Below are 16505 nucleotides of genomic sequence, written 5' to 3' on the forward strand. Positions count from 1 at the left end.
TGCTGTGTGAAGGTCAGCCGGATATGGAGGCATGACCGTTACGATTTATCGGCGGTGCGCAAGCGCACCCTACCGCATATTCCCTACATCGTTGGTAACGCGTCACACTCACATAAGGGGGCGCTCTCATACGCATGTGTTTGAACCTGTGCACGTGTGGGGCATTTTTAAGGAGAAGATGATGGAAAAAGCGTGTGAAGCGTTTCTTAAAGGGCGAGCCGTTCAGGACGGGGCCCACGACCTGGGCCATGTGAAACGGGTGGTGTCCATGGCCCGGCGCATCGGGGAAGCGGAAGGGGCGGATCTTGGTGTGGTGGTGCCTGCAGCGTGGCTCCATGATTGTGTGAGCGTGCCCAAGAATTCGCCGGACAGGGCTTTTGCGTCCCGCCTGGCGGCGGATGAGGCGGTGCGGTTTTTAAAGGGGCTCGGGGTTTCCGGGGACACGCTTTCCGCCGTGCATCACGCCATCCACGCCCACAGCTTCAGCCTGGGAAAAACACCGGAGACCCTGGAGGCCCGGGTGGTCCAGGACGCTGACCGGCTGGATGCCATTGGGGCCCTGGGCATAGCCCGCTGCTTTTTAACGGGCGGGGTCATGGACTCGGCCATGTTTCATCCGGAGGACCCCTTTAGCAGGCACAGGGAGCTGGACGATCGGGCCTATGCCGTGGACCATTTTTACGCCAAGCTCCTGACCCTCAAAGATACACTGCATACTGGCGCGGCGCGGCGGGAAGCGGAACGTCGCCATGGCGTTATGGAGTCATTTCTGGACGAGCTGGAGCGGGAGCTGAGTGTCTGACAATTCGGTGGAGACCGGTTATTACGAAAATTCTGTTGCCCCCTGATGTGATCTCCCAGGTATTGCTTATGGTCGAGGAGATGGGGTCGCCGAAGGCCACCACCGTGTAGTTGTTGGGGGTAGGGTGATATTGTAGTGCACCATCGGCAGAGTAGGATTCGGACAGCAGTTCGATGAAATTGGGCAAGCCGGTCCCACAGGGGGCGTCCCTGCGTACGCTCACCGTGATAGATTCTTCATTCCCGGCGTTAAATCCTGTGATTCTAACGGTTAATGTGCCTGCGGGGTTGGTTCCGGTCAATGCAAAATCCTCGGTGAGGGGGGTGCCCGTAAGGGCGGTGATGCGGCGGCACAATGGGCTGAATTCGTTGTCATTGTAGGCAACGAGATTGTACGTGCTCTCCGGGATCCTGAGGACATAGGAACCCGCCGCATCGGTGAGGGTGGAGCCAATGGTGATGACTCTGTTTTTGGGGTCGGTGGCAAAGCCGTCGTAGGTCTGCACCAAAGCGGACTGTGCGGGGCCGTGCCCGGTGTGGGGCTGTCGGTGACGGAGCCGGATATGAGTGCAATTTCCCGGGTATCCAGCACCTCAAGGATCGATTTCAAGAACCATTGCCCGGTGTTGCCCCCCTGTACCACGGATCTATCATCTCGATGGTCTCAAAGTCCAGGATCAGCTCGACGTTGGCGTTTGTGTCGATGATGAATTGTTTGGTCCGCGTGACACCGCTGCTGTCCTCACTGGGGACGGTGAGCTGGTGAATGGAGTCGTCGAACTCCACCACGTAGTGTGCAAAGGGGTGGAGCGATCCAAGGATGTTCGTTTGCTCATCCGGGGCGCTGGCCAGGACCAGGCGCACCTGATTGTACACTCCGGCAGGCATCTCCCGAGTGCCCAGGGACTTCAAGAGCCCCCCGGTATAATCCAGAAGGTTGATGGTTTCGTTGACGATGTCCACCACCTGCCACCCGTTTTCATCGGTGGCGGATCGGTTGACCTCCACCTGATTGACGCTGATGTAGACGGCTTTGTAGTCCGGGGAGGGGGCATCGGTGAGCTGGACGGTGAGGTCCCCGAAATTGGCGTCTGACGAATCGGAGCTGGAGCTGCAACCTGCCAGGGCCAGGAAGACAAGGGCCGCAAGGATTGAAACAAAACGTGGGTTCATGAAAGCCTCCTGTGGGCTGGCGTGTTTGTTTCAGGCAAGGAGCAGGAAGAGCAGGGGTGGGAACAAAAAGGGCGAGGGGAGAGGGTGCTCCTGAAAGCGTACATAAGTTTTTTTGCAGGGCTGAAGCGAAGCGGTCGAGGTATGGCTTGATCCCGGAGTGCCGTCAGGGACTCAGGTCTTAAGGGGATGTTTTGTCCGGGTTGGCGTTATGGCGTCGGTTGTTACGGCTTGGCCTTACGTGTTGGTATTGTACCCTTTTTGGCCAAAAGAACGAAAGGCTTTTCCCGTGAACGTGGGTTTTTCTGTTGCTTTACAGGTAACGCGCGCTAATGCTATGTATTTTGTTTCTTGCAATGAATATGAAAAATAAGTAGTTGTGTATGTATCCCCACCCCGGGGATAGGTTGTGAACCACGGACGCCATGACAGGAGGGCCAAATGGCTGACGCATCACGTCATAAAAATCATGATGAAATCGCCAAGCGGCTGAGACGGGCCGGGGGGCACCTGGCCAAGGTGGTAGCCATGATTGAGGGCGAGGCGCCCTGTGTGGAGGTGGCCAGGCAGCTCCAGGCGGTTTACAGGGCCGTGGGCAACGCCAAGCAGGCCCTGGTGCGCGATCATATCGACCACTGCCTGGACGATCACGCGTTGAAAGAACGCTCAGCCGGTGACATCAAGGCTGAGCTGGCAGAAATATCGAAATATCTGTGAGACGGCTATGACAGAGCGAAGCGAGGCATTGACGGCAAACATTGCGCGATATCCCTGGTATCTTTTTTTCAGGGATGGCTACTTCTGGGGGCCGGTCTTTTTTCTCTATTTCTCTTCGGTGCTCAGCCTGTCCGAGGCCCTGCACCTGGAAGCTGTCTATTATGTAGCCGTTGCCGCGGCCGAAGTCCCTTCGGGATATCTCGCTGATCGCTTTGGGCGAAGGCGGACCCTGATGTGTTCCTCCGGCTGCCTGGGCCTGGCCTACCTTCTTTTTTTGACCGGCCACACCTTCTGGCAGTTTGCCGCGGCCCAGCTTTTTCTGGCCGCAGGGTTTGCGTCGGCTTCGGGAACGGACACGGCCCTTCACTACGAGAGTCTCAAGGACTTGGGCCGAGAGGCCGAGTACGCTTCCCTGGAGGGGCGGGCCCTTAAATACAGCCTCCTGGCCGGTGGCGGGGCGGCACTCCTGGGCGGGCTGGCCGCCGCCGGTCACTTGAGGTGGGTGTACGGGCTGTCGTGTGCCACGGCAATGATCTCGCTGGGGATCGTGATGACCATGGCGGAACCCGAAGGGGCCAAAGGGAAGGTGGCGGCGTCCTTCGGTCCCCAGCTTCGCCATGTCCTGCGGAAAGCCCGGGGGCCCCGCCTTCGCTTTTTTACCCTCTACGCCCTTGCCATGACCGTGCTTCTCCATATTCCCTATGAGTTTTACCAACCCTACCTGAAGCAGGCCCTGGCGTGGTCCGGGGTGGGGCCGTCCCTGGTACCGCCCCTTTCCGGTATGCACCTGGCCCTGACCATGGGCCTGGGGGCCTTTATGACGCGCTTTGCCGGTCGGATTCATCATCGGTGTGTGGTGCGGCGGACCCTGCTTGCCTGTGCCCTGCTCCAGGTGGTGCTCATCGGGGCCATGGCCCTTGTGGTGCATCCGCTGGTGGCCCTGATGCTGGTGGGCCGAACCGCTTCCCGCGCGGTGTCAACGCCCCTGGTGAATGCCGAGCTTGCCCCCTTGCTCGGACGCCATGAGCGAAGCACCTATTTTTCCCTCCAGAGCCTGCTGGGGCGCCTTGCATACGGGTGCTCACTTGTGGTGCTTCCCCTGGGGGCCGCTCTGTTTGAGGATTCTCTCCACGGGGCTTTGGGTCTGTGCCCTGGTGCTCGCCCTATGCCTCGTCGGTGTGCTTTTTGCCGTTCCCTTTCCCTGGGGGGAGGACCCTGTCTGCTGCCGAAGCAGAAATCACCTTGACTCTCCCGCTGCTGGCTCTGCGGGGGATGTGCCTGAAAAACCCTTTGCATAGGGCGCTTCGACACCCCCTTCCGAAGATTTTTCTGTTTTAAATCCTTCAGTTTTTCCTTCAATCGTGCGATCAGTAATTCAAAGCGTAAACATGCGATTTGTTCCTCCGGCTGTCTCGGCTTGTGCCTGGCCGTTCGGAGGCTGTTCCGGGTTGTGCGGCCGGGGCCTTGGGTGCTCTGTGTGTCGGTGACGTGACGACCATGCCTGCATGGTGACATACGAAACAGGGGGGTGCGGTGCTGGGTTTTAACTTCCGGGTCTGTGTGGTGCGGCTGGTTGTCGGTATGGTGTGCGGAGCTGGATTGTTGTTGTCGTAGTGCGAGGCAGACTATCTGATCTTCGGGGGAGACAACAGCTACCCTCCGTATGAGTACCTTGACGAGCAGGGTACCCCCACCGGCTTTGATGTGGATATCACCCGGGCCGTGGCCCGGGAAATGGGGATTCTCACCAGCCTGAGGCTCATGCCCTGGCATGAGGCCCGCAGTGCCCTTCAGGTCGGGGAGGTGGATGTGCTCATGGGCATGTTCAGGTCCCCGGAACGATTGAGGCATTTTGCCTTCAGTTCGCCTCATAACGTGGCGTCCTACGCCGTGTTTGTCCCCGAGGGCAGTCCCATCCGGGATCTTGACGATACCCGGCACAGGCGGGTCATCGTTCAGAAAGAAGACATCGGGCACGATTATCTGCTTCAGAGGGGCGAACCGGTGGAGATCGTGGTGCGGGAGAACATGCACGACGTGCTCAAGGCCCTGGCGGCAGGGGAGGGGGATGCGGCCCTTGTCTCCCGGCTCCAGGGGCTCATGATCATCAAGGACGAAGGCCTGGAGGCCATCCGGCCCGTGGGCCCTCCCATTTTACAGCGCGCCTTCTGCTTTGCCGTGAGAAAAGGGGACCAGCGTCTGCTCTCTCTGCTCAACGAGGGGCTCAGCGCCATCAAGGCCTCGGGGCAGTACGACGAGATTCATGCCAAGTGGTTCGGCGCTTACCGGCCCAGGGAGTTTAACGGCAAGGAGCTCCTGGTCCACATGTCCATGGTGGTGGGCCCCCTGGTGGCTGTGGCCCTTTTGTTTCTGCTGTGGAGCTGGGCGTTGAAACGGAAGGTGGCCCGGCGCACGGAGGAGCTCTCCAAGGCCAACGATATCCTGAGTCGCCAGATCGACGAAAGGCTCCAGGCGGAGCGGGCCTTTCGGGAAAGTGAGCGGCGTTACCGGGAGATTTTCAATACCCCCAACGACGCCATTATCCTCCATGACGCCGAAACCGGTGCGGTGGTGGACATCAACAAGCCCGGACTTGCCATGCTGGGATATGGGTGCTAATCAGACCTGGGTGGGCTTTGAGACCCTTCTCTCCGGGAAGGGACTCCACCGGGGACAAGGCCATGGCCCTGTTTCGGCAGGTGGCACAGGGAGACCCCCGGGTGGTCCAGTGGCAGAGCCGACGAAAGGACGGAACGGCTTTCTGGGTGGAGGTCTCCCTGAAGGTGGCCCGCCTTACGGACCAGGCCTGCGTGGTCTCCGTGGGCCGGGATATCAGCGCCAGGAAAGAGGCCGAGGAGAAGCTCTCCGAGGAAAAAGAGCGCCTGGCCGTGACCCTTCGGAGCATCGGGGACGGGGTGATCACCAGTGATGTCTCCGGGCATGTGGTCCTGATGAACAAGGTGGCTGAAAAGCTCACGGGCTGGACCCAGAACGAGGCCGTCGGGCGCCCCATGGCCGAGGTGTTCCGCATCATCAACGAGAAGACCCGCAAGCCGTGCGAAAACCCGGTGGATAAGGTCCTGGCAACGGGCAACATCATCACCCTGGCAAATCATACGGCCCTCATCGCAAAAGACGGCACCGAGCGCAGCATCGCAGACAGCGGGGCGCCCATCATGGATCGCACCAGCACCATTGTGGGGGTGGTCCTCGTGTTCCGGGACGTCACCGACGAAAACCGCATGGAAGATGAACTCCTCAAGGTCAGAAAGCTTGAGTCTGTGGGGGTGCTTGCCGGGGGCATCGCCCACGATTTCAACAATATCCTTACGGCGGTTCTGGGTGGGGTGAGCCTTGCGCGGACCCGTTGCCAGGAGGCCTCCGAGACCCATCGGCTCCTGACGGATGTGCTCAAGGCCTGCGACCGAGCCAAGGACCTCACCCAGCAGCTCTTGACCTTCTCCAAGGGCGGGGCGCCCGTCATCCGTGTGGCTTCGGTGGTGGATGTGGTTCGGGAGTCCGCCGGGTTCGTGCTTCGGGGCAGCCGGGTGCGCTGCGAAACCCGTTTTGCCGACGACCTCTGGCCTGCGGAGATCGATGCGGGCCAGATCAGCCAGGTGGCCCAGAACCTGATCCTCAACGCGGTGCAGGCCATGCCCCGGGGCGGGGTCATCACCATCGCCGCGGAGAACCACTCCATCAAGGCGGAGAAGGTGGGGCTCCTTCCCCTCAAGGGCGACCGGTATGTGAAACTCACCTTTTGCGACGAGGGGCCCGGCATCCCGGAGGAGATCAGGGACCGGGTCTTCGATCCTTTTTTCACCACCAAGAAAACCGGAAGCGGCCTCGGCCTTGCCACCACCCATTCCATCGTGTCCAAGCATGACGGGCATATCGAGGTGGCGTCCACCCCCGGCCGGGGGACCTGTTTTACCCTCTACCTGCCCGCATCGGAGGAGGTTCTTTCTGAGCCTCTTGAGGCGCAACCCCGGCCCCAGGCCCTGGGGCGGGGCCGGATCCTGGTGATGGATGATGAAGAGATGGTCAGGGAGGTGGTGGAGGGCCTTCTGGTCTCCATGGGCTATGAGGTGCTGCTCACCGCCAGCGGTGAAGAGGCGGTGGCCGTTTACAGGGAACGCCATGGCGGGCCGGAACCTGTGGACGTGGTGATCACGGACCTCACCGTGGCCGGTGCCATGGGCGGGCTGGAAGCTGCGGGCATCATCCTGCAACGGGACCCCGATGCCCGGGTGGTGGTCTCCAGCGGCTACTCCAACGATCCGGTGATGGCCGATTACATGGCCCACGGATTCTGCGCGGCCATCGTCAAGCCCTATACCCATGCCGACCTTATGGCCGTGATCTCCGCCGCCATGGAGGGGTGACGCCTTGCGGGCGCGCCTGCCCGGGATATATCCCTACACTTGAGGTCGGGACTTTGGTATAGTACAGCCCTTTCCGGCCCGGAGGTGACACGACCGTCGGGGCCGGACCCGGAACTGTCAAGGCGTTTTCCCCAGTGTTTTTATGCAAAGGGGAGGCGCTTCGTAACGAACGCATCACAACAGCCGGCATCAGGGGTGACGGAAGAAAAAAACGGTTTGCGCAGGACGCCCGGAAGGGGGCTTTCGAAAAGGCGCCGGGCGCAGGCAGGTTTTTATGGATTGGTTTTCATGACATACAGAGTTGCAATCAACGGATATGGTCGTATCGGGCGATGTATTTTGCGGGCCCTTTACGAGTCGAGTCACCGGGACGACCTGGTGATCGTGGGGATCAACGAGCTTTCCGATATCGAGTCCATCGCCCACCTGACGAAGTACGATTCCACCCACGGGCGGTTTGACGGGGAGGTCTCCTGCGAGGGACACACCCTGGTGGTCAACGGAGACCCCATTGCCGTTACCTACCAGAAAGAGCTCTCCCGCCTGGCCTGGGACCGGCTGGACGTGGACGTGGTGCTGGAGTGCACCGGGTGTTTCACCCGGCGCGCCATGGCCGAAAAGCACATCGAGGCCGGGGCTAAAAAAGTGGTCTACTCCTGTCCGGCCGAACCGGACGTGGACGCCACCATTGTGTACGGCACCAACCACGACACCCTGAAAAAAGAGCACACCGTAATCTCCAACGCCTCGTGCACCACCAACTGCATTGTGCCGGTGATCAAGACCCTGGACGAGTCCTTCGGCATCGAGAGCGGGGTCATCACCACGGTGCATTCCATGATGAACGATCAGCCGGTCATCGACGCCTATCATGACCAGGACCTCCGCAAGACCCGGAGCTCCAGCCACTCCATCATCCCCGTGAACACGGGGCTTGCCAAGGGTCTGGATCGCATCCTCCCCCACCTTGAGGGGCGCTTTGAAGCCCTGGCCCTTAGGGTGCCGACCCTCAACGTCTCGGCCATGCAGCTCACCGCCCAGGTGCGGGAGAAGACCGATGCCCAGGCCGTGAACGAGGCCCTGTACAAAGCGGCCCACAACGGGATGAACGGCATCCTGGGCTACACCGAGGTGCCCCTGGTCTCCTGCGACTACAACCACGACCCCCGTTCTTCCGTGGTGGACGGCACCCAGACCCGCGTCTCCGGCCACACCGTGAGTGTCCTGGCCTGGTTCGACAACGAGTGGGGCTACGCCAACCGCATGCTGGACACCACCCTGGCCCTCATGCAGGCCGAAGCGTAAGGGGTCCGTCAGAACGCCCCGCGCCCGAAGGGAATCCCCAGTTTTCTCAGCCTGTGGCGCAGGGTGCTGGGGTGGATGCCCAACAGGGCGGCCGCCCCGTCTTCCCCTTGGATTTTTCCGCCGGTTCGGGTCATCATGTGGCTCAGGTGCCGGCTGATCACCGCATCCAGGTTGGTGGGCCCTTCCTCGGCCAGGGGGGCTGCCGGTTCGCGGACAAGGCCTTGGGGCGCCGCCACCTCGGCAAAGAGCAACGGGGTGTCGCGGTCCCCGGAGTAGTTGCGGATGATCTCCCGTTCCACGATGTTCTCCAGCTCCCGGACATTGCCGGGCCAGTGGTGGCCCTCCGACGCTCAAGGCGGCCGGCACCGGGCGGTAGGGCAGCTTCATCTCGTGGCTCTTTTTTTCGATGAAATGGTTTACCAGGGCCGGAATGTCGGCCTTTCTCTCCCTTAAGGGGGGGATGGTCAGGGGAAAGACGTTGAGCCGGAACCAGAGGTCTTTCCGAAAGGTGTTCTCCTTGACCATGCTCTCCAGCCTCCGGTGGGTGGCGGCGATGATCCGCACATCCGCCTTGATGGGCTCCGTGCCCCCCACCCGTTCAAACTCCTTGGTCTGAAGCACTCGCAGCAGCCTCACCTGGGCTGCCTGGGGCAACTCCCCGATCTCATCTAAGAACAGGGTCCCCCCGTGGGCCCGTTCGAATCGTCCCCGTTTCCGGGAGAGGGCGCCGGTGAAGGCCCCCTTTTCATGGCCGAAGAGTTCGCTGTCCAGAAGGCTCTCGGGAATGGCCCCGCAGTTGACCTTGATGAAAGGGCCCTTTGATCTGGACGAGTTGTAGTGAATCGCATTGGCGATGACCTCCTTTCCCACCCCGGTTTCCCCCAGAAGAAGCACCTGGCTGTCCAGGGGCGCCACCTGCCGCACCTTTTCCATCACCTCCCTCAGCCCGAAATGTTCCCCGATGATGGTGTCCCCGCTCATGCGGTGGAGTTCGTTTGTCAGAAAACGGTTGTCGTCCTTGAGCATCTCCTGAAGTCGAAGCACCTCCTGGTACCTCAAGGCGTTGCTCATGGCCACGGCAAAGGGGTCGTGGAGCAGGGAGAGGAGCCGGGCGTGTTCTTCGGTGAACTGCCCCTCCTTCAAGGCGCTCACCGCCACCACCCCCAGTCGCTGGTTTTTGGTCATCAGGTGAAGGACGGCTGAAGAGAAGACGGAGTCGATGCCCACGTGGGCCGCCACCCGCTGGGCCACGGGGTTGTCTTCCGGGCGGTTGCTCAAGGTGGTCTGGCTCCACTGGGATTCGATGAAGGCCACCTCACGGTCGGAGATCTCCACAATGGTTCCCGGTGCCATCAGGGGAAAGCCCGCCTGGGCCACGGTGCAGATGCCCGGGATGGATGTGTCCAGATAGTCCATGGTGATGTTTTCGGCCGGCATGTAGCGTTGCAGAAAGACCAGGCACTCCTGCAGGGCTTCGCCGATGTCGATACTTCCGCAGATGGCCAGGGTGCCCTGGTGGAAAAAGCTGATGTCGTCGGTTCTGGGCATGGCGTTACTCCAATGGAAAAGGCGGGATTCACCCATAAGGTCCGCCGCAATGGGAAGGTGCGGCAGTAAAAGTGTCATATACGATATGTACCGAAAGAGGGTGCCGTATGCAACATATGAAAATGTCGTATATGACATTTTTGATTTTGCTTGTGTGTAATGTCCTGAATATACATGAGTAAAAAATATGGCATGCTTTTGGCAAGGTAAAGAAGTGAATCACGGCGGAGGGGGATGGCTTGGTAACAGCCCCCTGTCACCTTCGGGTGGTTCCCGCCAGGGAGTCCGGGAAAACATCGACACCTGTTCCAGCGCGCCGGTCGCAATGATCCCCCCCCATCTTCAGGGCGGTCGGCCCAAAGGGCGGGCAAGGTGTTTTCCCGGATACATCATGCCTACGCATACGGATGATCAACGGCGAGCCGACTCGCTCGCCCGGTAAATGGAGCAGACTATGAATTGCAGGGAAGAGGTGAGGTTGACGGACTTGGGCAGCGATCACAAGGTGTCTGACCTGTTTACACGATTTTGCCATGTGGCCGGACGTGCCTGCAGGCTTTACCGCAACGAGCGCATTGAAAACGACTGGGCCGTGGCCATCGAATGGTCTCAGGTCCGGGATCCCGAGGGTGTAGCGGCCCAGCGGGATCTTCTGGTCTGGGCCCTGGAGGATTTGGGCCATGTGCATGTCTCGTTTTGGAAGGCAAAGGGCTAACCCGGAGATTTTATGGGAAACCGATCGGATCAAGGTGGCCGCAATGCTATGGCGGTCGGTTATTGTGAAATATCCGGGTTAGGGGACTCTCGCCCCTTCACAATTAAACACAGGAACGATGGAATGATGAAACGAACAGGACAGATAAACATACGGGGAGCGGCGGCCCTTGTGGCAGGGATGATGTTGGCCCTGGCCTCGGCCGGATGCTCGGAGAGCCAGGCCAACAAGGTGCAGGAGAACAAGACAATCCGTCCCGTGAAGGCGGTGACGTTGTGTCGGCCCGGCGAGAACGCCGCGTGGCGCTTTCCCGGTACGGTGCGTTCCCTGAGGGACGTGGATCTCTCCTTTCGGGTGGGCGGTCCTGTGGTGACCCTGGCCGTGGACAGGGGAGAAAAAGTGCGGAAAGGAGAGGTTATCGCCCGCATCGATCCGCGGGACTTCGAGGTCAAGGTGGCCACCCTCACCGCCAGCCTGACCGTGTCCAGGGCCCAGTTGAAAGAGGCGGAGCTCCAGTACCGGCGCTACAAGACCCTGCGTGCGGAGAGCGCCGCGGCCCAGGCCACTTTCGACAGCATCACCGCCACCTATGAGGTGGCCGGGGCCAGTGTGGATGCCGCGGAAAAAAATCTGGAAGAGGCAAAGAACAGCCTGGCCGACACAGTGCTCATCGCCCCCTTTGACGGGTATGTGCATGAAAAATTCATCGAAAACCACGAGACCGTGGCCCAGGGCCAGCCCGTTATCTCCCTTGTGGACCTGGATCACATGGAGGTGGAGGTGGCCATCCCCGAGGGGATGCTCCCCATCGTCAAGCGCATCGGTGGCATCGCCTGCCGGTTTGACGCCCTGCCCGGTGAGACCCTGGCCGCAACGGTCAAGGAGCTTTCCAAGAATCCCAACCCCTCCAACCGTTCTTACCCCCTTTACCTGACCCTCAATGAGAATGCGGGGCACCGCATCCGTCCGGGCATGGCCTCGGAGGTGACCCTCACCGCAAGGGATGTGGAGGCAGGGTTTGCCGTTCCGGAGACCGCCGTGGTGAACACCGTGGAGGAAGGCAGCTTTGTCTGGGTGGTGGACGAAAAGGAGATGGCGGCACGTCAGGTGTCGGTGGAACTCCTGGGCGCGGACCGCAAAGGCCTGCGTATCGACGGCCCCCTGGAAGAGGGGATGCAGGTGATCGCCGCCGGTGTGCGGGGCCTTTCCGACGGGCGCAAGGTGAAGGTCCTGCCCGAGGTGAGCCCCACCAACGTGGGCGGTGAAATGTAGAGACACGCCCTCTGCCGTCAACGCCGGATTCTCCCCTGAGGCACGAAGACGGTTTGGGGTGCATCAACCTGATTGGTCGAACTTTTCAAACGTTTGGCTCCCGGCAGGCCGCCGGAGGCACGTTTTGATCTAAAAAAAGGAAAGAAGGGATGACGTTGCCCGATTTTTCGTTACGTAATCAAACCACCGTGATGTTTGCCATGGTGCTCCTGCTCCTGGGGGGCATCTGGGGCTATTTTCGCCTGGGCAAGTTGGAAGACCCGGTCTTCACGGTGAAAACGGCCATGGTGATGACCGTGTATCCCGGGGCCTCTCCCCATGAGGTGGAGCAGCAGGTGACCCGGCTTATCGAGGAGGCGGTGCAGGGCGCCGACGAGGTGGACAAGGTGCGCTCGGAATCCCGTGCCGGGCTCTCCCTGGTCTACGTGGATTTAAATGAGTGGGTCCGCTCCGACGACCTCCAGCAGCTCTGGGACATGTTGAGGCGCAAGGTGACGGCCGTTCAGGGCCAGCTCCCCGAGGGCGCCCTGCCTTCGGAGGTGATGGATGACTACGGGGATGTGTACGGGCTGTTCATGGCCTTGTCCGCCGACGGGTACTCCCTGGCTGAGCTTAAAGAGTACGCCGATTACATCCGCCGCGAGCTTATGCTGGTGCCCGATGTGGAGCGGATCACCTTTTACGGCATCCAGCCCGAGGTGGTAACCGTGGATGTCTCCCGGGCCAAGTGCGCCTCCCTGGGGATCCCACCGTCCCGCATTGCGTCCATGCTCCAGGCCCAGAACACCATGGCCCCGGCCGGGGCCATGGACGTGGGAAGCCTTCGGGTGCGTATCCAGCCATCCGGGGCCTTTGGGTCGGTGGATGAGATCGGGGAGCTGGTGATCCAGGGGCAGGGCGAGGAGCAGGTGCTCTTGAAGGACCTGGCCACCATCACCCGGGAGTATCTGGACCCTGCCGAACCCCTGATGCGGTTTAACGGCAACCCGGCCATCGGCATTGCCGCGTCAGCGGCAGACGGTGCCAACGTGGTCACCATGGGGGAGGCGGTGAACGCACGCCTGACGGAGCTCATGGAGGGCCTTCCCGTGGGCATTGAGCTTCACAAGGTCTACTACCAGTCCGACTTCGTCAAGGATAAGATCAAGGGGTTCATGCTTAACCTGGCCGAGTCCGTGGCCATTGTCATCGGGGTGCTTCTCGTGACCATGGGGCTGCGCAGCGGGCTCATCATTGCCGCCAACCTGGTTTTGTCCATCATGGGGACCTTTATTGTGATGCTGGTCTGGGGCATCGACCTTCAGAAGATCTCCCTGGCCGCCCTTATCCTTGTGATGGGGATGATCGTGGACAACGCCATCGTGGTGGCCGACGCCGGGCTGGTGAATCTGCAAAAGGGGATGACGCGGCACAGCGCCATTGCCGAACCCACCCGCCAGAGCGCCGTGCCCCTTTTGGGAGCCACCATCATCGCCTGCCTGGCCTTTTTTCCCATCTACATGGCCCCCACCAACACCGGGGAGTTCTGTGCCAGCCTCTTTCAGGTGGTGGCCATTGCCCTGATGTTCAGTTGGTTCCTGGCCATGTCCCAGACCCCGGTGTTCTGCTACCGGTTTCTCACCGTTCCCGAAGGCAAGGGCGGTGAGGATCTCCACAGCGGGCCCACATACCGTATCTACAAGCGACTGCTGGACACGGCCCTTCGCCATCGCCTGGTGACCCTGGGGCTGATGGTCGGGTTGCTGGTCCTGGCCGGGGCCGGTATGGGGATCGTGGAGAAGCGTTTCTTCGCCGATGCCGACACCGCCCAGTTCGTGGTGGACTACCGACGCCCTGAAGGCTCCCGCATCGACATGGTCTCCGAGGACCTGAAACTCGCCGAAGCCTTTGCCATGGAGATGGAGGGCGTCACGGGCGTGGCCACCTGCGTGGGCCAGGGGCCCCCCCGTTTCATGAACGCCGTCAACCCCGAGCCCAAGATGGCCAACTACGGCCAGCTGATCATCAACGTGGAGGATTACCGGGAGATCAGCGGGATGATGGAGGAGCTGGCCCGGTGGTTTGCCGAGTATCTTCCCGAGGGTGAGCCCCACATCACCAAGTACATCAGCGGGCCCAAGGCCGACTACCGGGTGGAGGCGCGGTTCACCGGCCCCGACCCCGCGGTGCTGCGTTCCCTGGCCGAGCAGGCCCGGGAGGTGATGGCCGACACCCCCAATGCCATCAACATCACAGACGACTGGCGGGAACGCTCCCTGGTCTGGGAGGCCCTGTATGTCCAGAACAAGGGGCGCCGTGCCGGGGTGGAGCGAACGGATCTGGCCCGGGATCTCCTGGGGGGAACCGACGGGGTGACCGTGACCAGCTACCGGGAGCATGACGAACTCATCCCGGTGAAGGTGGTCTACTCCTCACCGGACCAGACCGACCTTGCGGCCCTGCCGGTGTGGGGTGTCTCCGACGCAGGGGTTCCCGTGGCCCAGGTCACCGAGGGCAGCGACTTTTTCTGGAGATCGCGGCATCCGGTAGGAACCGCCGCCGCGTGATCCGCGCCCAGTGCGATCCTGCGGGAACCATGACCTCCGATACCCTGCTTCAGCAGATCCGGCCCCGGGTGGAGGCCATCCCCCTGCCCGCCGGGTACACCCTGGAGTGGGAAGGGGAGTACGAGCTCTCCAAGGACAGCAACGAAGGGGTCAGTGCCTTTCTGCCGGTGAGCCTCGTGGCCATGGTGATGATTCTGGTGTGGCTCTTCAACGGGGTCCGCCAGCCGCTGATGATCATCACGATCCTGCCCCTTGCCCTGGTGGGCATGTCAGCGGGGCTGCTGATTTTCGGCCAGCCCTTCGGGTTCCTGGCCATGCTGGGGGCGTACAGCCTCATCGGCATGATGATCAAAAACGCCGTGGTGCTCATCGACCTCATCGATGAAGACATCAAGGGCGGAAAAGACCCCCTGGCAGCCGTGAAAGAGGCGTCCCTGAACCGCATGCGGCCGGTGATGATGGCTTCCGTAACCACGATATTCGGGATGATCCCCCTGATTTTCGACGTGATGTTCGTCTCCATGGCGGTGACCATCATGGTGGGGCTGGCCTTTGCAACGGTGCTTACCCTGGTGGTGATTCCGGTGCTCTACACACTTTTTTTCAGGATCCGGACGGACAGGACCGCAGGGGAGGTGGCAGCATGATGGCAAAACGGATTGTGGGATTCTTTTTAGGGGCGGCCTGTGTCGCGCTGTGTGCGGCCGGGCCTGCCGGAGCCGCGGAACAGATGAGCATCGAGGAGGCCGTGGCCGAAGCCCTGCGAAGCAACCCGGCCGTGACCGGTGCCGACGCCGAGGTGGCGGCCTCCAGGGAGGTCCTCACCAGCGCCCGGGCCGATCGGCTGCCCACCCTGTCGGCCGGGTACTACTGGACAAACCATAACCGGGAGCCGATCCAGAAGAGCGCGTGGGGAACCTTTCCCGCAGGCTACAAGGAGGAGGCCGGGTGGGATGTACAGCTCGTGCAGCCCCTGTTTTCGGGCTACGCCCTGAAGACGGCCCATGACCTGGCCCGGCTCGGGGTGGACACCGAAGAGCTGAACCGCCGGGAGACCCTCCAGCAGCTGGCCCTCAGCGTGCGGCAGGCCTGCCATCGCCTGCTCCTTGCCAAGCGGCTCCAGACCGTGGCCGAGGACGAGGCGACTCCCACCCCCATGCGCGTGGCTGTGGGGGACCACGAGCAGGGTTTGATCCCCCTGAACGATCTCTTGAAAGCGGAGGTGGCCCTTGCAGAGGCGGTTCAGAACCGCAACCTGGCCGAGTCGGAGACGGACAAAGCCCGCATTTCGGTTAATCGGTTGTTGCATCGCGACCCCTTTGAGCCCCTTGCCATTGCCGACAGGCATGCGCCCCCCATCTGGGCCCAGAGCAGCGAGGAACTCGAAGCCCTGGCCGTGACGCGGCGACCGCTGGTGGCCCTTCTGCGCCTGGGGATCCGGGAGGGCAACATCGGGGAGACGGCGGCCAAGATGCCCTATTATCCCAGGGTCGACCTGGTGGGGCGCTACGCAAAGGCCGGGGACGGCCCCATTCCCGATGACAACGCCTTTACCCATTCGGACTCGGCCAGCATCACCCTGCAGGCATCCTGGACCCTCTGGAACTGGGGTAAGACCGGTGCCAACGCAGCAGAGCAGGCCCAGCGCAGGCGGTCTGTGCAGGCCTCTCTGGCAGATGCCGAGGCCTCGGTGAAACAGGATGTGCAAAACGCGCTTCTGGATCGGACCGTGGCCCTGAAGAACATCACCACCGCCGAGAAGTCCCGGGCCCAGGCTCGGGAGAACTGGCGGATTACCCGGGTGCAGTACGACCAGCAGGTGGCCACCTCCACCGACGTCATCGACGCCCGGACCTACCTTACATCAGCCGATTCCAATTACTATCAGGCCCTCTATGCCTACATGGATGCCCTGGCCGTGTTGGATTACGCCACGGAAGTCCCCTGCGGCGTTTGGCCGGGCGGCAGGGAAAACAGTTCCGATATGAACGGGGATGGATACCTCTCTGCCGGGGTCGGGAAGTAACCACCGAATCGAAACGGCCT

At 61.4% G+C, this 16505-nt stretch carries 17 protein-coding genes and 1 pseudogene; 14 read left to right on the top strand and 4 right to left on the bottom strand.

The genetic code is table 11. From position 1 onward, the window contains the following. Positions 1-178 precede the first annotated feature (178 nt). The gene (locus tag ACOYW1_RS06260; RefSeq protein ID WP_482422101.1) at positions 179-802 is read left to right on the top strand and encodes an HD domain-containing protein; all 624 of its coding nucleotides are present in this window, start codon (positions 179-181) and stop codon (positions 800-802) included. On the opposite strand, the gene ACOYW1_RS06265 is transcribed toward ACOYW1_RS06260, so the two are convergent. Continuing rightward, positions 756-1307, bottom strand: a complete 552-nt coding sequence (locus ACOYW1_RS06265) for a hypothetical protein (RefSeq protein WP_482422102.1) — start codon at positions 1305-1307, stop codon at positions 756-758. The genes ACOYW1_RS06260 and ACOYW1_RS06265 overlap by 47 nt on opposite strands. A gap of 100 nt (positions 1308-1407) precedes the next feature. Further along, a complete protein-coding gene (locus ACOYW1_RS06270) occupies positions 1408-1974 on the bottom strand; it encodes a DUF4382 domain-containing protein (RefSeq protein ID WP_482422103.1) in 567 nt (188 codons plus the stop codon). A gap of 438 nt (positions 1975-2412) precedes the next feature. On the opposite strand from ACOYW1_RS06270, the gene ACOYW1_RS06275 reads away from it, so the two are divergent. The 5 genes from ACOYW1_RS06275 (at position 2413) to gap (ending at position 8378) form a co-directional block, all read left to right on the top strand. Further along, on the top strand, positions 2413-2688 hold the full coding sequence (locus tag ACOYW1_RS06275; RefSeq protein WP_180144013.1) for a metal-sensing transcriptional repressor: 276 nt from the start codon (positions 2413-2415) through the stop codon (positions 2686-2688). Positions 2689-2695: 7 nt separating this feature from the next. Further along, positions 2696-3934, top strand: a complete 1239-nt coding sequence (locus ACOYW1_RS06280) for an MFS transporter (protein WP_482422104.1) — start codon at positions 2696-2698, stop codon at positions 3932-3934. A 386-nt stretch (positions 3935-4320) separates the two neighbouring features. After that, entirely contained in the window at positions 4321-5307 is a 987-nt protein-coding gene (locus tag ACOYW1_RS06285) for a transporter substrate-binding domain-containing protein (RefSeq protein WP_482423674.1), read from the top strand. Next, positions 5301-7073 carry a hybrid sensor histidine kinase/response regulator gene (locus ACOYW1_RS06290; RefSeq protein WP_482422105.1) on the top strand — a complete coding sequence of 591 codons (1773 nt, stop codon included), beginning with the start codon at positions 5301-5303 and terminating at the stop codon, positions 7071-7073. The genes ACOYW1_RS06285 and ACOYW1_RS06290 overlap by 7 nt, the downstream gene beginning before the upstream one ends. Positions 7074-7361: 288 nt before the next feature. After that, the gene (gap, locus tag ACOYW1_RS06295; RefSeq protein ID WP_482422106.1) at positions 7362-8378 is read left to right on the top strand and encodes a type I glyceraldehyde-3-phosphate dehydrogenase; all 1017 of its coding nucleotides are present in this window, start codon (positions 7362-7364) and stop codon (positions 8376-8378) included. A gap of 8 nt (positions 8379-8386) precedes the next feature. On the opposite strand, the gene ACOYW1_RS06300 is transcribed toward gap, so the two are convergent. Together ACOYW1_RS06300 and ACOYW1_RS06305 are read right to left on the bottom strand one after the other, a co-directional pair. Further along, the gene (locus ACOYW1_RS06300; protein WP_482422107.1) at positions 8387-8677 is read right to left on the bottom strand and encodes a helix-turn-helix domain-containing protein; all 291 of its coding nucleotides are present in this window, start codon (positions 8675-8677) and stop codon (positions 8387-8389) included. 211 nt (positions 8678-8888) lie between these two features. Then, positions 8889-9311: pseudogene (locus ACOYW1_RS06305) on the bottom strand (sigma-54 factor interaction domain-containing protein); the annotation flags it as partial. On the opposite strand from ACOYW1_RS06305, the gene ACOYW1_RS06310 reads away from it, so the two are divergent. The 8 genes from ACOYW1_RS06310 to ACOYW1_RS06345 all read left to right on the top strand — a co-directional run bounded on the left by ACOYW1_RS06310 (position 9216) and on the right by ACOYW1_RS06345 (position 16485). Beyond that, the gene (locus tag ACOYW1_RS06310; RefSeq protein WP_482422108.1) at positions 9216-9581 is read left to right on the top strand and encodes a hypothetical protein; all 366 of its coding nucleotides are present in this window, start codon (positions 9216-9218) and stop codon (positions 9579-9581) included. The pseudogene ACOYW1_RS06305 and the gene ACOYW1_RS06310 sit on opposite strands and share 96 nt — an antisense overlap. Positions 9582-9597: 16 nt before the next feature. Further along, the gene (locus tag ACOYW1_RS06315; protein ID WP_482422109.1) at positions 9598-9789 is read left to right on the top strand and encodes a hypothetical protein; all 192 of its coding nucleotides are present in this window, start codon (positions 9598-9600) and stop codon (positions 9787-9789) included. A 32-nt stretch (positions 9790-9821) separates the two neighbouring features. Continuing rightward, entirely contained in the window at positions 9822-9995 is a 174-nt protein-coding gene (locus ACOYW1_RS06320; RefSeq protein WP_482422110.1) for a hypothetical protein, read from the top strand. Between the two features lie 385 nt (positions 9996-10380). Then, positions 10381-10641, top strand: a complete 261-nt coding sequence (locus ACOYW1_RS06325; RefSeq protein WP_482422111.1) for a hypothetical protein — start codon at positions 10381-10383, stop codon at positions 10639-10641. A gap of 123 nt (positions 10642-10764) precedes the next feature. Beyond that, the gene (locus ACOYW1_RS06330) at positions 10765-11913 is read left to right on the top strand and encodes an efflux RND transporter periplasmic adaptor subunit (RefSeq protein ID WP_482422112.1); all 1149 of its coding nucleotides are present in this window, start codon (positions 10765-10767) and stop codon (positions 11911-11913) included. A gap of 149 nt (positions 11914-12062) precedes the next feature. Next, complete coding sequence (locus ACOYW1_RS06335; protein WP_482422113.1) at positions 12063-14459, top strand: efflux RND transporter permease subunit; 2397 nt, start codon at positions 12063-12065, stop codon at positions 14457-14459. Next, a complete protein-coding gene (locus tag ACOYW1_RS06340; RefSeq protein WP_482422114.1) occupies positions 14456-15106 on the top strand; it encodes an efflux RND transporter permease subunit in 651 nt (216 codons plus the stop codon). The genes ACOYW1_RS06335 and ACOYW1_RS06340 overlap by 4 nt, the downstream gene beginning before the upstream one ends. Beyond that, positions 15103-16485, top strand: coding sequence for a TolC family protein (locus ACOYW1_RS06345; RefSeq protein ID WP_482422115.1), 1383 nt, complete (start codon positions 15103-15105; stop codon positions 16483-16485). The genes ACOYW1_RS06340 and ACOYW1_RS06345 overlap by 4 nt, the downstream gene beginning before the upstream one ends. Positions 16486-16505: the final 20 nt, after the last annotated feature.

The sequence above is a fragment of the Desulfoluna sp. CYM3A genome (assembly GCF_056829965.1).

Excerpts from the sequence above, each read along its gene's own strand:
- ACOYW1_RS06260 (WP_482422101.1), top strand. The coding sequence starts at position 179 with ATGATGGAAAAAGCGTGTGAAGCGTTTCTTAAAGGGCGAGCCGTTCAG.
- ACOYW1_RS06270 (WP_482422103.1), bottom strand. The coding sequence starts at position 1,974 with ATGAACCCACGTTTTGTTTCAATCCTTGCGGCCCTTGTCTTCCTGGCC.
- ACOYW1_RS06275 (WP_180144013.1), top strand. The coding sequence starts at position 2,413 with ATGGCTGACGCATCACGTCATAAAAATCATGATGAAATCGCCAAGCGG.
- ACOYW1_RS06280 (WP_482422104.1), top strand. The coding sequence starts at position 2,696 with ATGACAGAGCGAAGCGAGGCATTGACGGCAAACATTGCGCGATATCCC.
- gap (WP_482422106.1), top strand. The coding sequence starts at position 7,362 with ATGACATACAGAGTTGCAATCAACGGATATGGTCGTATCGGGCGATGT.
- ACOYW1_RS06315 (WP_482422109.1), top strand. The coding sequence starts at position 9,598 with ATGCCCACGTGGGCCGCCACCCGCTGGGCCACGGGGTTGTCTTCCGGG.
- ACOYW1_RS06325 (WP_482422111.1), top strand. The coding sequence starts at position 10,381 with ATGAATTGCAGGGAAGAGGTGAGGTTGACGGACTTGGGCAGCGATCAC.
- ACOYW1_RS06330 (WP_482422112.1), top strand. The coding sequence starts at position 10,765 with ATGATGAAACGAACAGGACAGATAAACATACGGGGAGCGGCGGCCCTT.
- ACOYW1_RS06335 (WP_482422113.1), top strand. The coding sequence starts at position 12,063 with ATGACGTTGCCCGATTTTTCGTTACGTAATCAAACCACCGTGATGTTT.
- ACOYW1_RS06345 (WP_482422115.1), top strand. The coding sequence starts at position 15,103 with ATGATGGCAAAACGGATTGTGGGATTCTTTTTAGGGGCGGCCTGTGTC.